The organism is Enterobacter sp. MGH 16 (assembly GCF_000493175.1).
Taxonomy (GTDB): Bacteria; Pseudomonadota; Gammaproteobacteria; order Enterobacterales; family Enterobacteriaceae; genus Enterobacter; species Enterobacter roggenkampii.
The window spans coordinates 4,306,245-4,326,845 of sequence record NZ_KI535695.1 but is presented as its reverse complement, the minus strand read 5'-3'; the positions used below and the strand labels follow the sequence as shown (position 1 = coordinate 4,326,845).

Annotated in this window: 22 protein-coding genes and 1 tRNA gene; 13 read left to right on the top strand and 10 right to left on the bottom strand. The window is 56.0% G+C overall.

The features are described from left to right. Positions 1–16 precede the first annotated feature (16 nt). Together L362_RS02705 and orn are read right to left on the bottom strand one after the other, a co-directional pair. Positions 17–92: transfer RNA gene (locus L362_RS02705), tRNA-Gly, on the bottom strand. Between the two features lie 196 nt (positions 93–288). Then, a complete protein-coding gene (orn, locus tag L362_RS02710; protein ID WP_008502926.1) occupies positions 289–834 on the bottom strand; it encodes an oligoribonuclease in 546 nt (181 codons plus the stop codon). A gap of 107 nt (positions 835–941) precedes the next feature. Between orn and rsgA the strand changes: the two genes are divergently transcribed. The 3 genes from rsgA to mscM all read left to right on the top strand — a co-directional run bounded on the left by rsgA (position 942) and on the right by mscM (position 6,403). Continuing rightward, on the top strand, positions 942–1,994 hold the full coding sequence (gene rsgA / locus L362_RS02715) for a small ribosomal subunit biogenesis GTPase RsgA (RefSeq protein ID WP_008502927.1): 1,053 nt from the start codon (positions 942–944) through the stop codon (positions 1,992–1,994). A 97-nt stretch (positions 1,995–2,091) separates the two neighbouring features. Next, the gene (asd, locus tag L362_RS02720) at positions 2,092–3,060 is read left to right on the top strand and encodes an archaetidylserine decarboxylase (protein WP_023326546.1); all 969 of its coding nucleotides are present in this window, start codon (positions 2,092–2,094) and stop codon (positions 3,058–3,060) included. A gap of 19 nt (positions 3,061–3,079) precedes the next feature. After that, the gene (gene mscM / locus L362_RS02725) at positions 3,080–6,403 is read left to right on the top strand and encodes a miniconductance mechanosensitive channel MscM (protein WP_008502929.1); all 3,324 of its coding nucleotides are present in this window, start codon (positions 3,080–3,082) and stop codon (positions 6,401–6,403) included. Positions 6,404–6,440: 37 nt separating this feature from the next. On the opposite strand, the gene yjeM is transcribed toward mscM, so the two are convergent. Both yjeM and epmA read right to left on the bottom strand, forming a co-directional pair. Further along, a complete protein-coding gene (gene yjeM / locus L362_RS02730; protein WP_023345298.1) occupies positions 6,441–7,940 on the bottom strand; it encodes a glutamate/gamma-aminobutyrate family transporter YjeM in 1,500 nt (499 codons plus the stop codon). A 178-nt stretch (positions 7,941–8,118) separates the two neighbouring features. Beyond that, complete coding sequence (gene epmA, locus L362_RS02735) at positions 8,119–9,096, bottom strand: elongation factor P--(R)-beta-lysine ligase (protein ID WP_008502931.1); 978 nt, start codon at positions 9,094–9,096, stop codon at positions 8,119–8,121. A 310-nt stretch (positions 9,097–9,406) separates the two neighbouring features. Between epmA and frdA the strand changes: the two genes are divergently transcribed. From frdA to frdD, 4 genes are read left to right on the top strand one after another with little or no spacing between them, the layout of a single operon-like run. Further along, positions 9,407–11,197, top strand: coding sequence for a fumarate reductase (quinol) flavoprotein subunit (gene frdA, locus L362_RS02740; protein WP_008502932.1), 1,791 nt, complete (start codon positions 9,407–9,409; stop codon positions 11,195–11,197). Continuing rightward, positions 11,190–11,924, top strand: a complete 735-nt coding sequence (locus tag L362_RS02745; protein WP_021240721.1) for a succinate dehydrogenase/fumarate reductase iron-sulfur subunit — start codon at positions 11,190–11,192, stop codon at positions 11,922–11,924. The genes frdA and L362_RS02745 overlap by 8 nt, the downstream gene beginning before the upstream one ends. A gap of 10 nt (positions 11,925–11,934) precedes the next feature. Next, positions 11,935–12,330, top strand: coding sequence for a fumarate reductase subunit FrdC (gene frdC / locus L362_RS02750; protein ID WP_008502933.1), 396 nt, complete (start codon positions 11,935–11,937; stop codon positions 12,328–12,330). Between the two features lie 10 nt (positions 12,331–12,340). Continuing rightward, positions 12,341–12,700 (top strand): fumarate reductase subunit FrdD, encoded by a 360-nt coding sequence (gene frdD, locus L362_RS02755; protein WP_008502934.1) that lies wholly within the window; start codon positions 12,341–12,343, stop codon positions 12,698–12,700. A gap of 29 nt (positions 12,701–12,729) precedes the next feature. Here frdD and ampR read toward each other — a convergent pair whose 3' ends face one another. Then, positions 12,730–13,605: a LysR family transcriptional regulator AmpR gene (ampR, locus tag L362_RS02760; RefSeq protein ID WP_023345297.1), complete on the bottom strand. Its 876-nt coding sequence runs from the start codon at positions 13,603–13,605 to the stop codon at positions 12,730–12,732. Positions 13,606–13,737: 132 nt separating this feature from the next. On the opposite strand from ampR, the gene L362_RS02765 reads away from it, so the two are divergent. Continuing rightward, complete coding sequence (locus L362_RS02765; protein ID WP_023345296.1) at positions 13,738–14,883, top strand: cephalosporin-hydrolyzing class C beta-lactamase MIR-17; 1,146 nt, start codon at positions 13,738–13,740, stop codon at positions 14,881–14,883. A 130-nt stretch (positions 14,884–15,013) separates the two neighbouring features. Beyond that, the gene (locus tag L362_RS02770) at positions 15,014–15,544 is read left to right on the top strand and encodes a lipocalin family protein (RefSeq protein WP_023345295.1); all 531 of its coding nucleotides are present in this window, start codon (positions 15,014–15,016) and stop codon (positions 15,542–15,544) included. Here the strand turns inward: L362_RS02770 and sugE are convergent. After that, the gene (gene sugE / locus L362_RS02775; RefSeq protein WP_008502938.1) at positions 15,541–15,858 is read right to left on the bottom strand and encodes a quaternary ammonium compound efflux SMR transporter SugE; all 318 of its coding nucleotides are present in this window, start codon (positions 15,856–15,858) and stop codon (positions 15,541–15,543) included. The genes L362_RS02770 and sugE overlap by 4 nt on opposite strands. A gap of 261 nt (positions 15,859–16,119) precedes the next feature. Here sugE and L362_RS02780 point away from each other — a divergent pair, with 261 nt between their 5' ends. After that, positions 16,120–16,719 carry a helix-turn-helix transcriptional regulator gene (locus tag L362_RS02780; RefSeq protein ID WP_021240725.1) on the top strand — a complete coding sequence of 200 codons (600 nt, stop codon included), beginning with the start codon at positions 16,120–16,122 and terminating at the stop codon, positions 16,717–16,719. Between the two features lie 37 nt (positions 16,720–16,756). Here L362_RS02780 and ecnB read toward each other — a convergent pair whose 3' ends face one another. The 3 genes from ecnB to efp form a co-directional block, all read right to left on the bottom strand. Beyond that, on the bottom strand, positions 16,757–16,903 hold the full coding sequence (gene ecnB, locus L362_RS0123260) for a lipoprotein toxin entericidin B (protein WP_003025482.1): 147 nt from the start codon (positions 16,901–16,903) through the stop codon (positions 16,757–16,759). 108 nt (positions 16,904–17,011) lie between these two features. Beyond that, positions 17,012–17,143 (bottom strand): entericidin A/B family lipoprotein, encoded by a 132-nt coding sequence (locus tag L362_RS0123255; RefSeq protein ID WP_024907352.1) that lies wholly within the window; start codon positions 17,141–17,143, stop codon positions 17,012–17,014. A gap of 58 nt (positions 17,144–17,201) precedes the next feature. Then, positions 17,202–17,768 carry an elongation factor P gene (gene efp, locus L362_RS02785; protein ID WP_008502940.1) on the bottom strand — a complete coding sequence of 189 codons (567 nt, stop codon included), beginning with the start codon at positions 17,766–17,768 and terminating at the stop codon, positions 17,202–17,204. A 40-nt stretch (positions 17,769–17,808) separates the two neighbouring features. Between efp and epmB the strand changes: the two genes are divergently transcribed. Further along, positions 17,809–18,837 carry an EF-P beta-lysylation protein EpmB gene (epmB, locus tag L362_RS02790; protein WP_023345294.1) on the top strand — a complete coding sequence of 343 codons (1,029 nt, stop codon included), beginning with the start codon at positions 17,809–17,811 and terminating at the stop codon, positions 18,835–18,837. 65 nt (positions 18,838–18,902) lie between these two features. Here the strand turns inward: epmB and L362_RS02795 are convergent, their stop codons facing one another. Beyond that, positions 18,903–19,256 carry a DUF4156 domain-containing protein gene (locus L362_RS02795; RefSeq protein ID WP_008502942.1) on the bottom strand — a complete coding sequence of 118 codons (354 nt, stop codon included), beginning with the start codon at positions 19,254–19,256 and terminating at the stop codon, positions 18,903–18,905. Positions 19,257–19,490: 234 nt separating this feature from the next. Between L362_RS02795 and L362_RS02800 the strand changes: the two genes are divergently transcribed. Continuing rightward, positions 19,491–20,156, top strand: a complete 666-nt coding sequence (locus L362_RS02800) for a nucleoside recognition domain-containing protein (protein ID WP_023345293.1) — start codon at positions 19,491–19,493, stop codon at positions 20,154–20,156. Beyond that, on the top strand, positions 20,137–20,598 hold the full coding sequence (locus L362_RS02805) for a YjiG family protein (protein WP_023293466.1): 462 nt from the start codon (positions 20,137–20,139) through the stop codon (positions 20,596–20,598). The genes L362_RS02800 and L362_RS02805 overlap by 20 nt, the downstream gene beginning before the upstream one ends. Positions 20,599–20,601: the final 3 nt, after the last annotated feature.

Genomic DNA, 20,601 nt, shown 5'->3' with positions numbered 1-20,601 from the left:
AAGCACTTTCAAATTTTGGAGCGGGAAACGAGACTCGAACTCGCGACCCCGACCTTGGCAAGGTCGTGCTCTACCAACTGAGCTATTCCCGCAAATCTGCACTGCTTTTGTTGCTGTCGTAACGTGTAATTCTCTGTCGTTACGGGAGGCGCATTATACGAGAAATCCTTTTAGCTGCAACCCCCCTTAAAGCGATTTTTTCGAAATTCAGTTCAAATGCTTATTTAATCGGCAAGCTGCACAATTTAACGACAAAAACCCGGCCACGCAAGGCGCCGGATCTCAAAATCACAGCTTAATAAAGTTTTCGCGGTAGTAAGAAAGCTCCGCCACGGACTCTCGGATATCGTCCATCGCCTGATGCGTCCCCTGCTTTTTAAAGCCGTCGAGAATTTCAGGCTTCCAGCGACGCGCCAGCTCTTTCAGCGTGCTGACATCCAGATAGCGGTAATGGAAGTAAGACTCCAGCTCCGGCATGTACTTAAACAGGAAACGGCGATCCTGGCCGATGCTATTCCCACAAATAGGTGATTTGCCCGCCGGAACCCACTGTTTCAGGAACTCAAGCGTCGCCAGCTCCGCCTCACGGTCACCCATGGTGCTCGCCTTCACGCGCTCCACCAGGCCACTGCCGGTGTGGGTACGCACGTTCCACTCGTCCATCAACGCCAGCTGGTCATCAGACTGATGCACCGCAATCGTAGGCCCTTCCGCCAGGATATTCAGGTTGGCGTCCGTCACCAGGGTTGCAATTTCAATGATGCGATCGCGCTCGGGATCCAGCCCGGTCATTTCGAGATCGATCCAAATCAGGTTGTTTTCATCCGCGCTCATGTTATTTTCCACCCTTCTCGCATAACCGGCAGTAGCAGGTTAACTAGTATTAATTAGAGTGTATCATAGAGGTTTTGCCCCCTACGGGCGACCAGGAGCCAGTGCGATTGAGTAAAAATAAACTCTCCAAAGGGCAGCAGCGCCGCGTGAATGCCAATCACCAGCGCCGTCTTAAAACCACTGCGGAGAAGGTCGATTACGACGACAACCTGTTTGGCGACCCAACGGAAGGCGTAGTCATCAGCCGTTTCGGTATGCACGCTGACGTGGAATCCGCCGATGGTGCGATTCACCGCTGCAACATCCGCCGGACCATTCGTTCTCTGGTGACCGGCGACCGCGTCGTCTGGCGACCGGGTAAAGAGGCGGCGGAAGGCGTAACGGTAAAAGGTATTGTTGAAGCGGTCCATGAGCGTACGTCCGTGTTAACCCGTCCCGATTTCTACGACGGGGTCAAACCGATTGCCGCCAACATTAACCAAATCGTTATCGTATCGGCGATTTTGCCCGAACTGTCGCTCAATATTATCGACCGATACCTCGTCGCCTGCGAAACGCTGCAGGTTGAACCGATCATCGTGCTGAACAAAATCGATCTGCTGGACGACGACGGAATGGCCTTCGTCAATGAGCAGATGGATATCTATCGCAAAATTGGCTACCGCGTCCTGATGGTCTCCAGCTACACCAAAGATGGCCTGAAACCGCTTGAAGAGGCGCTTACCGATCGCATCAGCATCTTTGCGGGCCAGTCCGGCGTGGGTAAATCGAGCCTGCTGAACAACCTGCTTGGCCTTCAGCAAGAGATCCTCACCAACGATGTGTCTGACGTCTCGGGCCTCGGCCAGCACACCACCACCGCGTCACGCCTGTATCACTTCCCACATGGCGGCGACGTGATCGACTCCCCGGGCGTGCGAGAGTTCGGTTTATGGCACCTTGAGCCGGAACAAATCTTTAACGGATTTGTCGAATTCCATGATTATTTAGGCGCTTGCAAGTACCGCGACTGTAAACACGATAACGATCCAGGCTGCGCTATCCGTGAAGCGGTTGAGAAAGGCGAAATCGCGGAGACCCGCTTCGAGAATTATCACCGCATTCTTGAGAGCATGGATCAGGTAAAAACGCGTAAAAACTTTTCTGATTCTGATAACTGACAACTAAGCTAAGCATCGCTAAAATCGTCCCCTTTTTTCAGGTTCCGGTGGCTTACCGCCGGATCAGGAACGACAAAACAATGGCCTGGAGGCTACCTTGTTAAACGCATTTAAACTTTCGCTTCAATACATTCTGCCAAAACTGTGGCTCACTCGCCTGGCGGGCTGGGGCGCGAGCAAACGCGCAGGCTGGCTGACCAAACTGGTCATCGACCTTTTCGTAAAATATTACAAGGTCGACATGAAAGAGGCGCAGAAGCCGGATACCGCCAGCTACCGCACCTTCAACGAATTCTTCGTGCGCCCGCTGCGTGACGACGTGCGCCCGGTGAACACCGACCCTAACGTCCTGGTGATGCCGGCAGACGGCGTGATCAGCCAGTTGGGTAACATCGAAGACGACAAAATTCTGCAGGCGAAGGGCCATAACTACAGCCTGGAAGCGCTGCTGGCGGGTAACTACCTGATGGCGGATCTGTTCCGCAACGGTACCTTTGCCACCACCTATCTGTCACCGCGCGACTACCACCGCGTGCACATGCCGTGTAACGGCATCCTGCGTGAAATGATTTACGTCCCGGGCGATCTGTTCTCCGTGAACCACCTGACCGCGCAGAACGTGCCAAACCTGTTTGCCCGTAACGAGCGCGTCATCTGCCTGTTCGATACTGAATTTGGCCCTATGGCCCAGATTCTGGTCGGTGCGACCATCGTCGGCAGCATCGAAACCGTCTGGGCAGGCACCATCACCCCGCCGCGCGAAGGCGTGATCAAACGCTGGACCTGGCCTGCCGGTGAAGCGGAAGGTTCCGTGGCCCTGCTCAAAGGTCAGGAGATGGGCCGCTTTAAGCTGGGCTCCACCGTGATCAACCTGTTTGCGCCGGGCAAAGTGAAGCTGGCTGAACAGCTTGAAAGCCTGTCGGTGACAAAGCTGGGCCAGCCGCTGGCGGTCTCTACCGAAACCTTCGTGACGCCAGATGCAGAGCCTGCTCCGCTGTCACAGGAAGAGATCCAGGCCGAGCACGACGCCAGCCCGCTGGTTGACGACAAAAAAGACGAAGGCTAACAACAGAAGGATCGCTGACGTGCGCCCGATTATCGTTCTACTGATGGCCTGGTGCCTCAGCATGGGGGCGTACGCAGCGACAGCCCCCGACGCCAAACAGATAACCCAGGAACTGGAGCAGGCAAAAGCGGCCAAACCCGCTCAGCCAGAGACCGTCGAGTCGCTCCAGTCCGCACTGAACGCGCTTGAGGAGCGGAAAGGCTCGCTTGAGCGCGCTCAGCAGTATCAGCAGGTTATCGACAACTTCCCCAAACTCTCGCAGACGCTGCGCGCGCAGCTCAATAACTTGCGCGACGAACCGCGCGATGTGCCGGCAGGGATGACCTCCGACGCGTTGAACCAGGAGATCCTGCAGGTCAGCAGCCAGCTTCTGGAAAAGAGCCGCCTTGCTCAGCAGGAGCAGGAGCGAGCGCGCGAAATTGCCGACTCCCTCAGCCAGCTTCCGCAGCAGCAAACCGACGCCCGCCGCCAGCTTAATGAAGTTGAGCGCCGCGTGGGGACACAAAACGGCAACACGCCACAGGCGCAGGCCCAAAATCTGGGCCTGCAGGCAGAATCGGCTCGCCTGAAGGCCCTTGTCGATGAGCTCGAGCTGGCGCAGCTTTCCGCCAATAACCGCCAGGAGCTGTCGCGGATGCGCTCAGAACTCGCTCAGAAGCAGAGCGAGCAGCTGGACGCCTATCTTCAGGCCTTGCGCAACCAGCTCAATAGCCAGCGCCAGCGTGAAGCGGAGCGCGCGCTGGAAAGTACCGAGCTGCTGGCAGAAAATAGCGATAACCTGCCTGCCGGCATCGTTGAGCAGTTTAAGGTCAACCGTGAGCTTTCGGCCGCGCTGAATCAACAGGCGCAGCGTATGGATCTGGTGGCCTCGCAGCAGCGTCAGGCCACTAATCAAACCCTTCAGGTTCGCCAGGCGCTCAACACCCTGCGCGAACAGTCCCAGTGGCTCGGATCGTCAAACCTGCTGGGCGAAGCGCTACGCGCCCAGGTCGCGCGCCTGCCGGAGATGCCGAAGCCGCAGCAGCTGGATACCGAAATGGCCCAGCTACGTGTTCAGCGACTGCATTTTGAAGATCTTCTCAATAAGCAGCCGCAAATCCGCCAGATCCGTCAGGCTGACGGACAGCCTCTGACCAGCGAGCAAAGCCGCATTCTGGAAGCCCAGCTGCGTACCCAGCGTGAACTGCTGAACTCTCTGCTCCAGGGCGGGGATACGCTGATTCTTGAGCTGACCAAGCTAAAAGTGTCCAACAGCCAGCTGGAAGATGCGTTGAAAGAGGTGAACGAGGCGACGCACCGTTATCTCTTCTGGACGTCCGACGTGCGTCCGATGACCTTCTCGTGGCCAATTGAGATTGTCCAGGATCTGCGCCGTCTGATTTCGCTGGATACCTTCAGCCAGCTGGGACAGGCCAGCGTGATGATGCTCACCAGCAAAGAGACCATTTTCCCGCTGCTGGGGGCGTTAATTCTGGTGGGCTTCAGCATTTACTCACGCAGACATTTCACCCGCTTCCTCGAGCGTTCCAGTTCCCGGGTGGGGAAGGTTACCCAGGATCACTTCTGGCTGACGTTGCGCACCGTATTCTGGTCGATTCTCGTCGCCTCCCCGCTGCCGGTGCTGTGGATGACGCTGGGCTATGGCCTGCGGGAAGCCTGGCCCTATCCGCTCGCGGTAGCGATTGGCGATGGCGTCACCGCCACGGTACCACTGCTGTGGGTGGTCATGATTTGCGCCACCTTTGCGCGACCCAATGGCCTGTTCATCGCCCACTTTGGCTGGCCGCGTAATCGCGTGGCGCGCGCCATGCGTTACTATCTGATGAGCATCGGGCTGATTGTGCCGCTGATTATGGCGCTGATCATGTTCGATAATCTCAACGACCGGGAGTTTTCAGGCTCGCTGGGCCGCCTCTGCTTTATGCTGATATGCGGAGCGCTGGCTATCGTCACGCTCAGCCTGAAACGCGCGGGTATTCCGCTCTATCTGGACAAAACCGGCAGCGGCGACAATATGTTCAACCGGCTGCTCTGGAACCTGCTGCTCAGCGCACCGTTGATTGCGATGCTGGCAGCCGCGGTGGGTTACCTGGCGACGTCGCAGGCGCTGTTGGCACGTCTCGAAACCTCGGTGGCCATCTGGTTCCTTCTGCTGGTGGTATACCACGTGATCCGCCGCTGGATGCTGATCCAGCGCCGCCGTCTGGCGTTTGACCGTGCCAAGCATCGCCGGGCGGAGATCCTCGCCCAGCGCGCGCGGGGTGAGGAAGAGCCAAACCACGTTAACAGTACGGAAGGTACGACGGAGGCGGATGAGGTCGAACTGGATCTGGATGCCATCAGTACCCAGTCCCTGCGTCTGGTTCGCTCCATCCTGATGCTGATTGCCCTCCTGTCGGTGATCTTCCTGTGGTCGGAGATCCACTCGGCATTTGGCTTCCTGGAGAACATCTCGCTGTGGGACGTGACCTCTACGGTGCAGGGCGTTGAAAGCCTGGAGCCGATTACCTTAGGGGCGGTGCTGATTGCAATTCTGGTGCTGATCATCACCACCCAACTTGTGCGCAACTTCCCGGCACTTCTGGAGCTGGCGCTGCTGCAGCATCTGGATTTAACGCCGGGTACGGGCTATGCAATCACGACCATTACCAAGTATCTGATCATGCTGTTTGGCGGTCTGGTTGGCTTCTCGATGATCGGCATTGAGTGGTCGAAGCTCCAGTGGCTCGTCGCAGCGCTCGGCGTTGGATTAGGTTTTGGTTTACAGGAGATCTTCGCCAACTTCATCTCTGGCCTGATCATTCTGTTCGAAAAACCGATCCGCATTGGCGATACCGTCACGATCCGCGATCTGACCGGCAGCATCACGAAGATCAACACCCGAGCGACGACGATCAGCGACTGGGATCGGAAAGAGATCATCGTGCCAAACAAGGCGTTTATTACCGAGCAGTTCATCAACTGGTCGCTCTCAGACTCCGTTACCCGTGTGGTGCTGACGGTACCGGCACCGTCGGACGCGAACAGCGAAGAGGTCACCCAGATCCTCTACACTGCCGCGGAGCGCTGCTCGCTGGTCATCGACAACCCGGCGCCGGAAGTCTTCCTTGTGGATTTACAGCAGGGGATTCAGATTTTCGAGCTGCGTATCTACGCCGCCGAAATGGGCCACCGTATGCCGCTGCGCCATGAGATCCACCAGCTGATTCTGGCGGGCTTCCGCGAACACGGTATTGATATGCCGTTCCCACCGTTCCAGATGCGTCTGGAAAGCCTGGACGGGCGTAAAACGGGAAGAACGCTGACGTCAGCGGCGCGTACGCGCCCGGCGGGCAGCTTATAACGCGTCTCCCCTCCCTTTCGGGAGGGGAATATTCCCGCTACGCCACTTCTGCGATGTACGCCGTCGCGCGTCGACGGTAATTCTCATAAATTCCCATCGCTAACAGCGAGAAGAAGATTGGGCCGCCCACCATCCACAGCGCGCTGCTCCAGTCGTTCGCCTCAATCACCGGCTGAATGATGGTGAAAATATTGGCAAACGCCACCACCACCACCACCACCGTGGTGGCCAGCAGCGTTGCCGCGCGGGTTTTGAAGATCACAAACGGACGCTCCAGATCCTGCTTCGCCTTAAAGAACGGGAACGCCAGGGTCAGGAACAGGTACGGCAGCGTCATCGACACGTTCGCCATCAGGGTCAGCTTGTTGTAAAACGCAGACGCCGTGTCGCCGCCAAATGACACCAGCAGAATAAACACGCACACCAGCAGACACTGCATCCACATGGCGTTGGCAGGCATGCCTGCGGTATTGAGCTGGGTCATGCGTCCCGGCCACAGCGCTTTTGGCGTACCCTGGATGATCGCTTTCAGCGGCGAGTAGATCAGCGTGAAGAATGCGCCGGTATAGGCAAGGAACATCGACAGGCCGGTAATGCGCGCAAACCAGATCCCCATGGTGGCCGATGCTTCCGGCGTCAGGTGCATGGCGTTACCCAGCGTCATCCCCAGGCTTTTCATCAGCACGTAGGTAATGTTGCCGAGGTTGGTGGTGTTGTTACTCAATACCTGCTGCCAGTTGGTGCTGACGCCCCAGAGGAAAATCGCCAGTGAATAGCCGATGGAAATCACGATAGCGGCAAAAATAATCCCTTTGGCAAAGTTCTTTTCCGGCTTCTCGGTCTTGTCGACCAGCCCGCCCACCGCTTCAATACCGCCGTAGGCGAAGATGGCAAACACCACGAAGGAGAGCATGGCCAGCCCGGACTGGTAACCTGGATTAGGCGAGGAAACGAAGTTCACCTCCTGCGCAAAATGACCACCGTTCAGGCACAGAATGGCAATACTCACCAGCAGCAGCACCAGGTTCAGACACATCACGGAAATACCGCCAACGGCAGTGATACGGGCAATTTTGTTGATGCCTTTAGACGCCACCAGCGTCACGACAACCATCCAGCATACCGCCAGAATCCCGACGACCTGCGTGGAGCTCAGCCCCGCCAGAGACCAGACCTGCGTTTTATCGGCACCGAAAAGAAACGTGGAGAATGGCACCCAGACTTTGGCCGCCGTGCTGACCATCCAGACGACATAAGAGGAGAACCACATAAACGTGCCGATAAAGGCATAACGCGGGCCGACGCTGTTGTTCATCCAGGAGTAGATCCCGCCCTCTTCTTTCCGGTAAGCCGAGCCCATCTCCGCCATCATCAGCGCAAACGGGATAAAGAAGAACAGAGCCGAAACGATATAAAACGGCGTCGCGCTGTAACCCATCAGATAGAACGCTGATGGGCTGTTGGCAAAGCCAAAGACTGAGGTAAATATCATCAGGATGAGCCCGGTAAGGGTCATCTTTTTGAGTGACTGGGACATAGAACCATCCGAAAAGGAATTAAACTGCGCGGATGGTAGCAGATGACCAGACTAATATTGTGGCTATAAGGGGCAAATTAAGAAAAAGACCCGTATATTGATAATATGACAGTTTTTAATGTGGCAGGGCCAAATGACCGAGTAGGCCGGGTAAGCGACAGCGCCACCCGGCAATTCTTTAAGCGCGATCGACCGTAAAGGCAATCACATCGCCAAGCTGCTCTGCGCCCAGAGCCAGCATGACCAGACGGTCAACACCCAGCGCCACGCCGGAGCAATCCGGCAGACCTGCTTTTAATGCTTCAAGCAGATTAACATCAATAGGCTGCTGCGGCAGGCCGCGCGCGGCGCGCTTGCGGTTATCCTGCTCGAAACGCTGCGCCTGCTCGCGCGCGTCGGTCAATTCGTGGAAGCCGTTCGCCAGCTCAATGCCTTTGTAATAGACCTCAAAACGCTCTGCCACACGGTGGTCTTCGGTACTGATCTGCGCCAGTGACGCCTGGCTTGCCGGGAAGTGATAGACAAACGTCGGACGGTCTTTGCCAATCTGCGGTTCCACGCCGAAGGTGAACAGCAGCTGCAGCAGCGTGTCGCGGTCCTCTTCGGTATCTGCCACGTTGCTCAGATCCAGTTTTGCCGCCACTTCGCGCAGCAGGGTTTTGTCCGCCGACAGCGGATCGATTTCCAGATGGCGCTGGAAGGCCTGCTGATAAGAGAGCGTTTCCGCTTCTGAGCAATCCAGAACCTGCTGAAGCAGATCGTCCACCTCATTCATCAGGCGGTACATATCATAATGCGGGCGGTACCACTCCAGCATGGTGAATTCCGGGTTGTGGTGACGACCCATCTCTTCGTTGCGGAAGCTACGGCACAGCTGATAGACCGGACCACATCCCGCCGCCAGCAGGCGTTTCATGTGGTATTCCGGGCTGGTCATCAGATACAAATTCATGCCCTGAGAGTGGCCGGGGCCAACAAAACGGGTTTCAAACGGGACCAGATGAATATCCGTTACCGTTGCCTGACTCATGCACGGGGTTTCCACCTCCAGGACGCCGCGGTCGGCAAAGAAACGGCGGATCTCCGTCATAATTGCAGCGCGTTTTAACAGATTAGGGATGGATGCGCTCGGCTCCCAGGTGGCCGTTTCGCTCATGAGTTGTTCTCCGATTTCAGACAAGGGCACGAAGTCTACTCGTTAGCAGGGACAGAGACAAATTTTGCGCAGTAAAAAAGCGCATTTCATTTAGGTGAACAATTGCGTGATGCAATTCATCAATCTCAATGATAAATCGCCGGACAGAACAGCAAAAAAATCGAACACGTCAAATTTCCCTGACATCTACACGGTTATACTGTTTTACCCATAAAGGAGCAGTGGAAACGCTTTCGCAATCGTCCTTTTGGACGGGTGAACTACCTTTAGTTTGTCGCGTTGCGAAATAACAAAAATCTGGAGGAATGTCGTGCAAACTTTTCAGGCCGATCTTGCCGTAATAGGCGCTGGCGGGGCTGGATTACGTGCTGCGATTGCTGCAGCGCAAGCTAATCCCAACGCTAAAATCGCATTGATTTCAAAAGTCTATCCAATGCGCAGCCACACGGTGGCCGCAGAAGGAGGATCCGCCGCCGTTGCGCAGGATCATGACAGCTTTGAATACCATTTCCACGACACGGTTGCAGGGGGCGACTGGCTTTGCGAACAGGATGTCGTTGACTACTTTGTGCACCATTGTCCAACGGAGATGACCCAGCTTGAACAGTGGGGATGTCCGTGGAGCCGCCGTCCGGACGGCAGCGTCAACGTTCGTCGCTTCGGCGGCATGAAGATCGAACGTACCTGGTTCGCCGCCGATAAGACCGGCTTCCACATGCTGCACACCCTGTTCCAGACCTCCCTTCAGTTCCCACAAATCCAGCGCTTTGATGAGCATTTCGTCCTCGACATTCTGGTGGATGATGGACACGCGCGCGGCCTGGTGGCGATGAACATGATGGAAGGCACGCTCGTCCAGATCCGCGCCAATGCGGTGGTGATGGCGACGGGCGGTGCGGGCCGTGTTTATCGTTATAACACCAACGGCGGCATCGTCACCGGCGACGGTATGGGTATGGCGCTCAGCCACGGCGTGCCGCTGCGCGATATGGAGTTCGTGCAGTATCACCCAACCGGTCTGCCGGGCTCCGGCATTCTGATGACGGAAGGCTGCCGCGGTGAAGGCGGTATCCTGGTCAACAAAAACGGCTACCGCTACCTGCAGGATTACGGCATGGGCCCGGAAACCCCGCTCGGCGAGCCGAAGAACAAGTACATGGAGCTCGGCCCGCGCGACAAAGTCTCTCAGGCCTTCTGGCACGAGTGGCGCAAAGGCAACACCATCTCCACACCGCGTGGCGACGTGGTTCACCTCGACCTGCGTCACCTGGGCGAGAAAAAGCTGCTGGAACGTCTGCCGTTCATCTGCGAGCTGGCGAAAGCCTACGTCGGCGTCGATCCGGTGAAAGAGCCGATTCCAGTCCGCCCAACGGCGCACTACACCATGGGCGGGATCGAAACCGACCAGCAGTGTGAAACCCGTATTAAGGGTCTGTTCGCCGTCGGTGAATGTTCCTCCGTGGGCCTGCACGGCGCCAACCGTCTCGGCTCAAACTCGCTGGCCGAGCTGGTGGTCTTTGGCCGCATGGCGGGCGAGCGCGCGATGGAACGAGCGGCAACCGCTGGCGAAGCTAACGGTGCCGCGCTGGATGCGCAGGTCGCAGACGTTGAAAAACGCCTGAAAGATCTGGTGAACCAGGAAGGTAACGAGAACTGGTCTAAGATCCGCGACGAGATGGGCCTGTCGATGGAAGAAGGTTGCGGTATCTACCGTACCCCTGAGCTGATGCAAAAAACCGTCGATAAGCTGGCGGAACTGCAGGAGCGCTTCAAGCGCGTGCGCATCACCGACACCTCCAGCGTCTTCAACACCGACCTGCTCTATACCATCGAGCTGGGCCACGGCCTGAACGTGGCGGAATGTATGGCGCACTCTGCGCTGGCGCGTAAAGAGTCGCGTGGGGCGCATCAGCGTCTTGATGAAGGCTGTACCGAACGTGACGACGTCAACTTCCTGAAACACACTCTCGCCTGGCGCGATGCGGATGGCACCACACGTCTGGACTACAGCGACGTGAAAATCACCACGCTGCCGCCGGCTAAACGCGTGTACGGTGCAGAAGCAGAAGCCGCCGAGAAGAAGGAGAAGGCGAATGGCTGAGATGCAAAAACTGAAAGTTGAAGTGGTGCGCTACAACCCGGAAGTGGATGCCGCACCGCACAGCGCTTTCTATGAAGTTCCTTACGACGAGCAAACCTCCCTGCTGGACGCGCTCGGGTATATCAAAGACAACCTGGCGCCAGACCTGAGCTACCGCTGGTCCTGCCGCATGGCGATCTGCGGCTCCTGTGGCATGATGGTCAACAAGGTGCCGAAGCTGGCCTGTAAGACCTTCCTGCGTGACTACACCAAAGGCATCAAGGTCGAAGCCCTGGGCAACTTCCCTATCGAGCGCGATCTGGTGGTCGATATGACCCACTTTATCGAAAGCCTGGAAGCCATTAAGCCTTACATCATTGGCAACCCGCGCACGCCGGATCAGGGGCCAAACAACCAGACTCCAGCTCAGATGGCGAAATACCATCAGTTCTCCGGCTGCATCAACTGCGGTCTTTGCTACGCCGCCTGTCCGCAGTTTGGCCTGAACCCCGAGTTCATCGGCCCGGCCGCCATTACGCTGGCGCACCGCTATAACGAAGACAGCCGCGACCACGGTAAAAAAGAACGTATGGCGCAGCTTAACAGCCAGAACGGCGTCTGGACCTGTACCTTTGTGGGTTATTGCTCCGAAGTCTGTCCGAAGCACGTCGACCCGGCCGCCGCCATTCAGCAGGGTAAAGTGGAAAGCTCGAAAGACTTTCTTATCGCTACCCTGAAACCACGCTAAGGAGTGCATGATGACGACTAAACGCAAAGCCTATGTGCGGCCTGTGCCGTCCACCTGGTGGAAAAACCTGCCGTTTTATCGCTTCTACATGCTGCGTGAAGGCACAGCGGTACCGGCGGTCTGGTTCAGCCTTGAGCTGATGTACGGCGTTTTTGCCCTCAAGCATGGCCCGGAAACCTGGGCCAGCTTTGTCGGTTTCCTGCAAAACCCGATCATTGTCATTCTGAATCTGATCGTGCTTGCGGCCGCGCTGCTGCATACTAAAACCTGGTTTGAACTGGCGCCAAAAGCGGCGAACATCATCGTAAAAGGCGAGAAAATGGGGCCAGAACCGGTGATTAAGGGGCTCTGGGCGGTGACGATTCTGGTCACTGTGGTCATTCTGTTTGTCGCACTGTTCTGGTAAGGAGACTATTGTGATCAATCCAAATCCAAAACGTTCTGACGAGCCGGTCTTCTGGGGCCTCTTTGGCGCAGGCGGCATGTGGAGTGCCATCATTGCCCCCGTCATCATTTTGCTGGTGGGCATTATGCTGCCGCTGGGGCTGTTCCCGGGCGATGCGCTGAGCTACGAACGCGTACTGGCATTCGCGAGCAGCTTTATTGGTCGCGTATTCATCTTCCTGATGATCGTCCTGCCGCTGTGGTGTGGCCTGCACCGTATTCACCATGCGATGCATGACCTGAAAATCCATGTACCGAGCGGGAAATGGGTATTCTACGGTCTGGCGACCATCCTGACCGTGGTCACGCTGATTGCCGTGATCACTATCTGACGCCTCTGGCCCGCCATCCGGCGGGCCTTTTATTTCTGCATCTTCCCCACCAGCCATTGAGCAAACTCGCGCATTGCGGGCGTTTCTGCGCGTGACTGCAGCCTCGTGAGCCAGTAGCTGCCAAGGTCAATCTGCGTCGCGAAGGGTTGCACAATGCGCTCACTGTTCAGCAGATGGGTGAACATATCGACAGGTGCAATCGCGATGCCCGTACCTGCCTGCGCGGCTTCCAGCATGGTCACGGACGAATCAAATACCATTACCCGGTGCGTCGGTGAAGGCGGGTTTTCTCCCGCGGCCTGCATCCAGGCGGTCCACTCGTCGCGCCGGTAAGAACGCAGCAGGGTAAACTTCAGGATATCGGCAGGGGTGTGCAACGCGGCTGCAATGTCAGGCGTGCAAAGCGGCGCAAGCGGCGCAGAACAGAGAAACGTCGCTTCCGTGCCGTGCCACGCCCCGCCGCCATAACGAATGGCGTAATCAAGCCCCTCGGCTGCCGGATCGACACGATTGTTGTGCGTCGACAGCTGAAGATCGATATGCGGATAGCAGCGACGAAAGTCAGCGAGCTGCGAGAATAACACCCCGGTAGCAAAGGTACCCACCACGCCAATTTTTAGCTTCTCCTGGGCGCGCTGGCTGGCAAAGCGATCCAGCATTCCGGCAATTCGGTCGAACGAGTCATTCAGCACCGGCAGCAAATTCTCGCCTTCCGTGGTCAGCATCAGCCCACGGGAAACGCGGACAAACAGCTGGCAATTAAGATGCTGCTCCAGCGCCTTTACGTGCTGGCTAATCGCGGAATGGGTGACATTCAGCTCAATAGCGGCATGCGTAAAACTGAGGTGCCTTGCGGCAGCTTCGAAGGCGCGAAGCGAATTAAGCGGAAGATAGCTGCGGGTCATGGCCCCATCCGTTAGAAAAATTAACAGCTAATGCTAAATTTAACCGTTTGTCAGCCACAGTCAAATCCAACAGACTACAGCGGTCTGACGGGCCCGGACACTCCCTTGAACTGCTATTACGGAAGATAACCGATGATGACAAAATCCCTAAGCTGTGCCCTGCTGCTCAGCGTCACCAGCGCTGCATTCGCCGCACCGATGTCCGAAAAACAGCTGGCTGAGGTGGTGGAACGTACCGTTACGCCGCTGATGAACGCGCAGGCCATTCCGGGTATGGCGGTGGCGGTAATTTATCAGGGTCAGCCACACTACTTTACCTTCGGTAAAGCCGATGTTGCGGCGAACAAACCCGTCACCCCGCAAACCCTGTTTGAGCTGGGCTCTATAAGTAAAACCTTCACCGGCGTACTGGGCGGCGATGCCATTGCCCGGGGTGAAGTAGCGCTGGGCGATCCGGTAGCAAAATACTGGCCTGAGCTCACGGGCAAGCAGTGGCAGGGCATTCGCATGCTGGATCTGGCAACCTATACCGCAGGCGGTCTGCCGTTACAGGTGCCGGATGAGGTCACGGATACCGCTTCTCTGCTGCGCTTTTATCAAAACTGGCAGCCGCAGTGGAAGCCGGGCACCACGCGTCTTTACGCTAACGCCAGCATCGGTCTTTTTGGTGCGCTGGCGGTTAAACCTTCCGGCATGAGCTATGAGCAGGCCATGACGACGCGGGTCTTTAAACCCCTCAAGCTGGACCATACCTGGATTAACGTCCCGAAAGCGGAAGAGGCGCATTACGCCTGGGGATACCGTGAGGGTAAAGCGGTCCACGTTTCGCCAGGGATGCTGGACGCGGAAGCCTATGGCGTAAAAACTAACGTGAAGGATATGGCGAGCTGGGTGATAGCCAACATGAAGCCGGATTCTCTTCAGGCTCCCTCACTCAAGCAAGGCATTGCTCTGGCGCAGTCTCGCTACTGGCGCGTGGGGGCCATGTATCAGGGGTTGGGCTGGGAGATGCTCAACTGGCCGGTCGATGCCAAAACCGTCGTCGGAGGCAGTGATAACAAGGTGGCGCTGGCACCATTGCCCGTGGCAGAAGTGAATCCACCCGCGCCGCCGGTCAAGGCCTCCTGGGTCCATAAAACAGGCTCGACGGGCGGGTTTGGCAGCTACGTGGCATTTATTCCTGAAAAGCAGCTCGGCATTGTGATGCTGGCGAATAAAAGCTATCCGAACCCGGCACGCGTTGAGGCGGCATACCGTATCCTCGACGCGCTGCAGTAAAACATTGCCGGGTGGCGGCTTCGCCTTACCCGGCCTACAAAACCACAGTGTGCGGCGAAATTCGCCGCACAATCTTCCGCATTTTTCCTGCTGTCATCTACACTTAACAAAAAACAGTAAGGAAACTCCTATGCGCATTCTGCCTGTTATTGCCGCGGTGACAGCCGCGTTTTTAGTGGTTGCCTGCAGTTCCCCTACCCCGCCTCCTGGCGTCACCGTCGTCACGCCTTTTGATGCACAACGCTTCCTTGGAACATGGTATGAAATCGCGCGCCTCGACCATCGGTTTGAGCAGGGTTTAGTGAAGGTCACGGCGAATTACAGTCCGATGGATGATGGCGGTATTCAGGTGATCAACCGGGGCTATAATCCCGATCGGGAGATGTGGCAGCAGTCGGTGGGAAAAGCGTACTTCACTGGAGACCCGCGACGGGCCGCGCTTAAGGTCTCTTTCTTTGGTCCGTTTTATGGCGGTTATAACGTGATAGCGCTCGACAAAGCGTATCGCCATGCGCTGGTCTGTGGGCCGGATCGCGACTACCTGTGGATACTCTCCCGCACGCCAACTATTTCACCCGAAATGAAGCAGCAGATGCTGGACGTCGCGACCCGGCAAGGGTTTGATGTATCAAAACTTATCTGGGTAAATCAGCCCCATTAGTGGGTGCTGAGCTTAAGCCCAACGATCCCGGCCACAATCAATGCGAGGCTGGCGATACGCGCCAGACTCGCTGACTCGCCGAGCAGCAGAATGCCGGTGATGGCGGCCCCCACCGCGCCAATACCCGTCCAGACGGCATAAGCCGTTCCCACAGGCAAAGAGCGCATCGCCCAGGATAGCAGAACAATACTGACTATCATGGCGGTAACGGTAATGACGCTGGGCGTCAGGCGGGTAAATCCGTGGGTGTACTTGAGACCAATCGCCCATACCACTTCGAGCAGGCCAGCAATAAAAAGAATGATCCAGGACATGTCAGGCTCCTTAACTTAATGCAAGTTGGGGCCGTCCCCGGTGAAAGAAACGCTTACGGGTCGTCCCGTAAGGCAGAGATTACGCCACCTATTGTGGTTAGCGTGCTATTTTTTTTCAATCCTTTTTTGCTAAACACGTTAAGGCAAGAAATAGCCGCAGTATGGCGCGGAGTTCCGGCTTTTAGCACTCATCCGACTTCTCTATGATGATGTGCTTTCTGATGGCAGGAAGCCAAACCACTAGCCGACTGCGAATAAAATATGTTCAAAATTCTTTTGATTGACCGTTGTCACTTCACCCGCGCGGGGTTTGAAGCATGGCTCAATCATTCCGGTTTGTTCCCGGGACACTACGTAGTGACCGGGCTGAATAATCTGTTTCTTGCCAGAGAACACATTCTGCAATGGAAACCAACGCTGGTTATCGCTGACCTGTACGGCTTCAGGCAGGATATTCACCATTTTCAGCAGCTCTCTTCCCTGCTTAACGCCAGTGAACGATTACCGTTTATTTTGCTGCAGTCGGGAGAGGACAGCGGCATGACCGACTGGCTTGGTAAGTTTCCAGTCTGGTCGTCGCTGTTGAAAAATGCCAGTCTCGAAGAGGTGGCAACGGTTATCAACGACGCGTTAATTTCGCGCGCCAGCGCTGACAGGCCAACGGCGGCAGCCCCTTTGCTGACCCGACAGGAAGAGAAGGTGCTGACGTTATGGATGGACGGCGCGAGCAATCAAAAAATTGCCGCTCACCTGAGCATCAACGGAAAAACGGTTTATACCTATAAACGCAATATCCGCATGAAATTACATATGGATACGCGTTTTTCTCCGTTCTTATCCCTGCAGGAATCAGAAAGCTGACGGTACGAAACCCGGCTGGTCCCGTACCGTTTATTCATTACTGCTGAGCTTTTGTTGCCGCACCAGAGATTGCGCTACCACCTTCAGAAATATCCTGACCGACGCCACGCGTGGTATTACAGGCCGTTAACACTGAAGAAAGTACCAGGACTGAAAAGATCGCTGCAATTGTCTTCTTAACCATAATATCTTCCTTTTATAGCCAAAGTTGTTTTGTGTATAGCAACTTAAGAATAGACAAAATCCCGCCGGTTGACGGAAGAGGAAGCATTTTTAGGAAAATTAGACGAACTTAGCTGGCGGCGTGAGAAATGATATGACCCAGATCCTGGATATCTTGTCCCATTCCACGCGTGGTGTTACAGCCAGAAAGCAATGCACTGGAGAGCGCTAACAGAAGCAGAATTTTAACGGTACGTTTCATCATCCCTGCCTGCAAAAAATCGGGCGCAGCGGTCGCTGCGCCTTCAATCATACGTAAATTACTTCACGCGGGATACGTATTCGCCGGAGCGGGTATCCACTTTGATCACTTCGCCAGTCTGTACGAACAGTGGCACTTTCACCACTGCGCCGGTAGACAGTTTGGCTGGCTTACCGCCGGTACCTGCGGTATCACCCTTCAGACCTGGATCGGTTTCAACGATTTCCAGTTCTACGAAGTTTGGTGGGGTCACTGCGATAGGCTGGCCGTTCCACAGGGTCACGATGCACTCAGCCTGATCCAGCAGCCATTTAGCGCTGTCACCTACCGCTTTCTCATCAGCAGACAGCTGTTCGAAAGTGGAGTTGTTCATGAAATGCCAGAACTCGCCATCGTTGTACAGATAGGTCAGGTTCATATCAACAACATCAGCGCCTTCTGCAGAGTCAGTAGACTTGAAGGTTTTCTCAACACGGGTACCGGTCAGCAGACGGCGCAGCTTAACGCGTGCGAATGCCTGGCCTTTACCTGGTTTAACGAATTCGCTGGCTTCAACCGCGTACGGTTCGCCGTCCATCATGATTTTAAGACCAGCACGAAAATCGTTGCTATAGTACGTTGCCATAAGGCCCTCTAAATTTGTTAACTGGTAGCTAAGCCACAAAATGGCGCATATTGTAACCCTAAACACCCCGTCCAGAGAAGATTGGTTATCGCAACTTGCCGATGTAATCACCAGTCCTGATGAATTGCTGCGTCTTTTAGACCTCGATCAGCACCCAGAGTTGCTTGCAGGCCGCGAGGCAAAGCGCCTTTTCGCCCTGCGCGTTCCCCGTGCGTTTGTGGCGCGGATGGAGAAAGGCAACCCCGACGATCCGCTATTAAAACAAACGCTTACTTCGCAGGATGAATTCATTACTGCGCCGGGATACAGCACCGATCCGCTGGAAGAGCAGAACAGCGTGGTGCCGGGTTTACTGCACAAATATCACAACCGCGCCCTGCTGCTGGTAAAAGGCGGGTGTGCGGTAAATTGTCGTTATTGCTTCCGTCGGCACTTCCCCTATGCCGAAAACCAGGGCAATAAACGCAACTGGCAGGTCGCGCTGGACTATATCGCCGCCCATCCGGAACTGGATGAGATTATTTTTTCCGGCGGTGACCCGTTGATGGCGAAAGATCATGAGCTGGACTGGCTGCTGACTCAGCTTGAAGCCATCCCGCACATTAAGCGCCTGCGCATTCATAGCCGCTTACCGATTGTCATTCCGGCACGTATCACCGACGGCCTTGTGGCACGCCTGGAGCAATCCCGCCTGCAGGTGCTGCTGGTGAATCATATTAACCATGCGAACGAAATTGACGATGCGTTTCGCGCGGCGATGGCGCGACTGCGTAAAGCGGGCGTGACGCTGCTGAACCAGAGCGTGCTGCTGCGCGGCGTGAATGATAGCGCCCGCGTGCTGGCCGATCTGAGCAATGCTCTGTTTGATGCGGGCGTGATGCCGTATTACCTGCACGTGCTGGATCGCGTTCAGGGCGCGGCGCATTTCATGGTGACGGATGAAGAAGCCCGGCAGATTATGCGCGAACTGTTAACGCTGGTTTCAGGCTATATGGTGCCGAAGCTGGCACGCGAGATTGGCGGAGAGCCGAGCAAGACGCCGCTCGATTTGCAGCTGCGGCAGCACTAAAAAGGCAGGTGGCGCTACGCTTACCCGCCCTACAGGGCCGGGCGCAGCGCCATTAGCACATTACATCAGTTCGGGCACTTATAGACCTGGCCCGTCATCTGGCTGGCGGTCGGCACGAAGCTGGACAGCATACTCTGCGTTGGGCTACTTACGCCGTAAATCACGTTGCCGCCCATTGCCGCAGCCTGATTACGCAGGGCATTCGCCGCTCCGCGCATAGAACCGCCTTCCTCACCGTGCTGACCCGACATCCAGTTACTTTGTTCACCGGTTGCCGTGCCTAACAGCTGGCATTCACTGCCAGGCTTATCTTCCACAAAGCGAACGCCCTGGCCCGCTGCCGACAGCTCATTGCTGGAGCTACAACCCGCCAGCAGCAATGCTGCCCCTACAATCCCTGCACAGACTTTTACGCGCATGTTATTCCTCGTTTTCAATAAGCTGGACAGTAATTGTCCGTGTGTAAATCTTATACCTAAAAGATGACTAAAAGAAAAACCCCCGCGCATTTCTGCGAGCCAGATTCCGCGAGGCACTCCTCCGACATCTTAAATGAATTCTGATAATAACCTTTGGGATATCGTGTTTTAGCCCCCGATCGTTTTTAGTGATGCAACGTACAACTTTTGTACGCGACTAAAAAAGGAGGTTTTATGAGTGCATCATCCTCAGGAGAGGAAAAAGTGACATGGGTGGGTTATGTGGCGTTTGTACTTACCATCGTTTTTTTCTCGGGCTTTTTCGCCAAAAGCACCGAATGGTGGCGCGTGCTGGATTTTACCGTCTTAAACGGCAGCTTTGGCCCGGTCAACGGCGCTCTGACGTTTCGCGGAACGGGCGGAACGGGGGCGAAAGACGGTTTCCTCTTTGCCCTTGAGCTGGCTCCCTCGGTCATTTTATCGCTCGGTATCATTGCCGTCACCGAAGGTCTGGGCGGGCTGCGTGCCGCACAGCAGCTTATGACCCCCATTTTACGTCCGCTGCTTGGTGTGCCGGGCGTTTGCTCCCTGGCGCTGATAGCCAACCTGCAAAACACCGATGCGGCGGCAGGGATGACCAAAGAGTTAACCGATGAAGGCGCGATTACGGACCAGGAGCGCGCTATTTTCGCCACCTTTCAGACCAGCGGTAGCGCCATCATTACCAACTATTTTTCTTCCGGTGCCGCGCTCTTCACCGTTATCACCATCCCGGTGATTACGCCGCTGGCCGTTATTCTGATGTTTAAATTCGTTGGCGCGAACGTCCTGCGCCTGTGGATCGCCCACATGGAAGATCGCCGCATTCAGGAGGAAGAACATGATCGCCCAGCCGCGTAAAAATATCATGGATATGTTTATTGATGGCGCCCGGCGCGGCTTTACCATCGCCACCACCAGCCTGTTGCCGAACGTCGTCATGGCGTTTGTCATCATTCAGGCGCTCAAGGTCACCGGCCTGCTGGATATAGTCGGCAAGATATGCGAGCCAATTATGGCGCTGTGGGGCCTTCCGGGTGCGGCGGCAACGGTTCTTTTGGCCTCGGTGATGAGTATGGGCGGCGGCGTGGGCGTCTGCGCCAGCCTGGTCGCCGCCGGCACGCTCAACGGCCACGATGCCACCATCCTGCTGCCCGCCATCTACCTGATGGGCAATCCGGTGCAAAACACCGGCCGCTGCCTGGGTACCGCCGGCGTAAACCCGAAATATTATCCGCATATTATTACTCTTTGTGTCATTAATGCCCTGCTCTCAATGTGGGTGATGCAGCTACTCTTCTGAGGA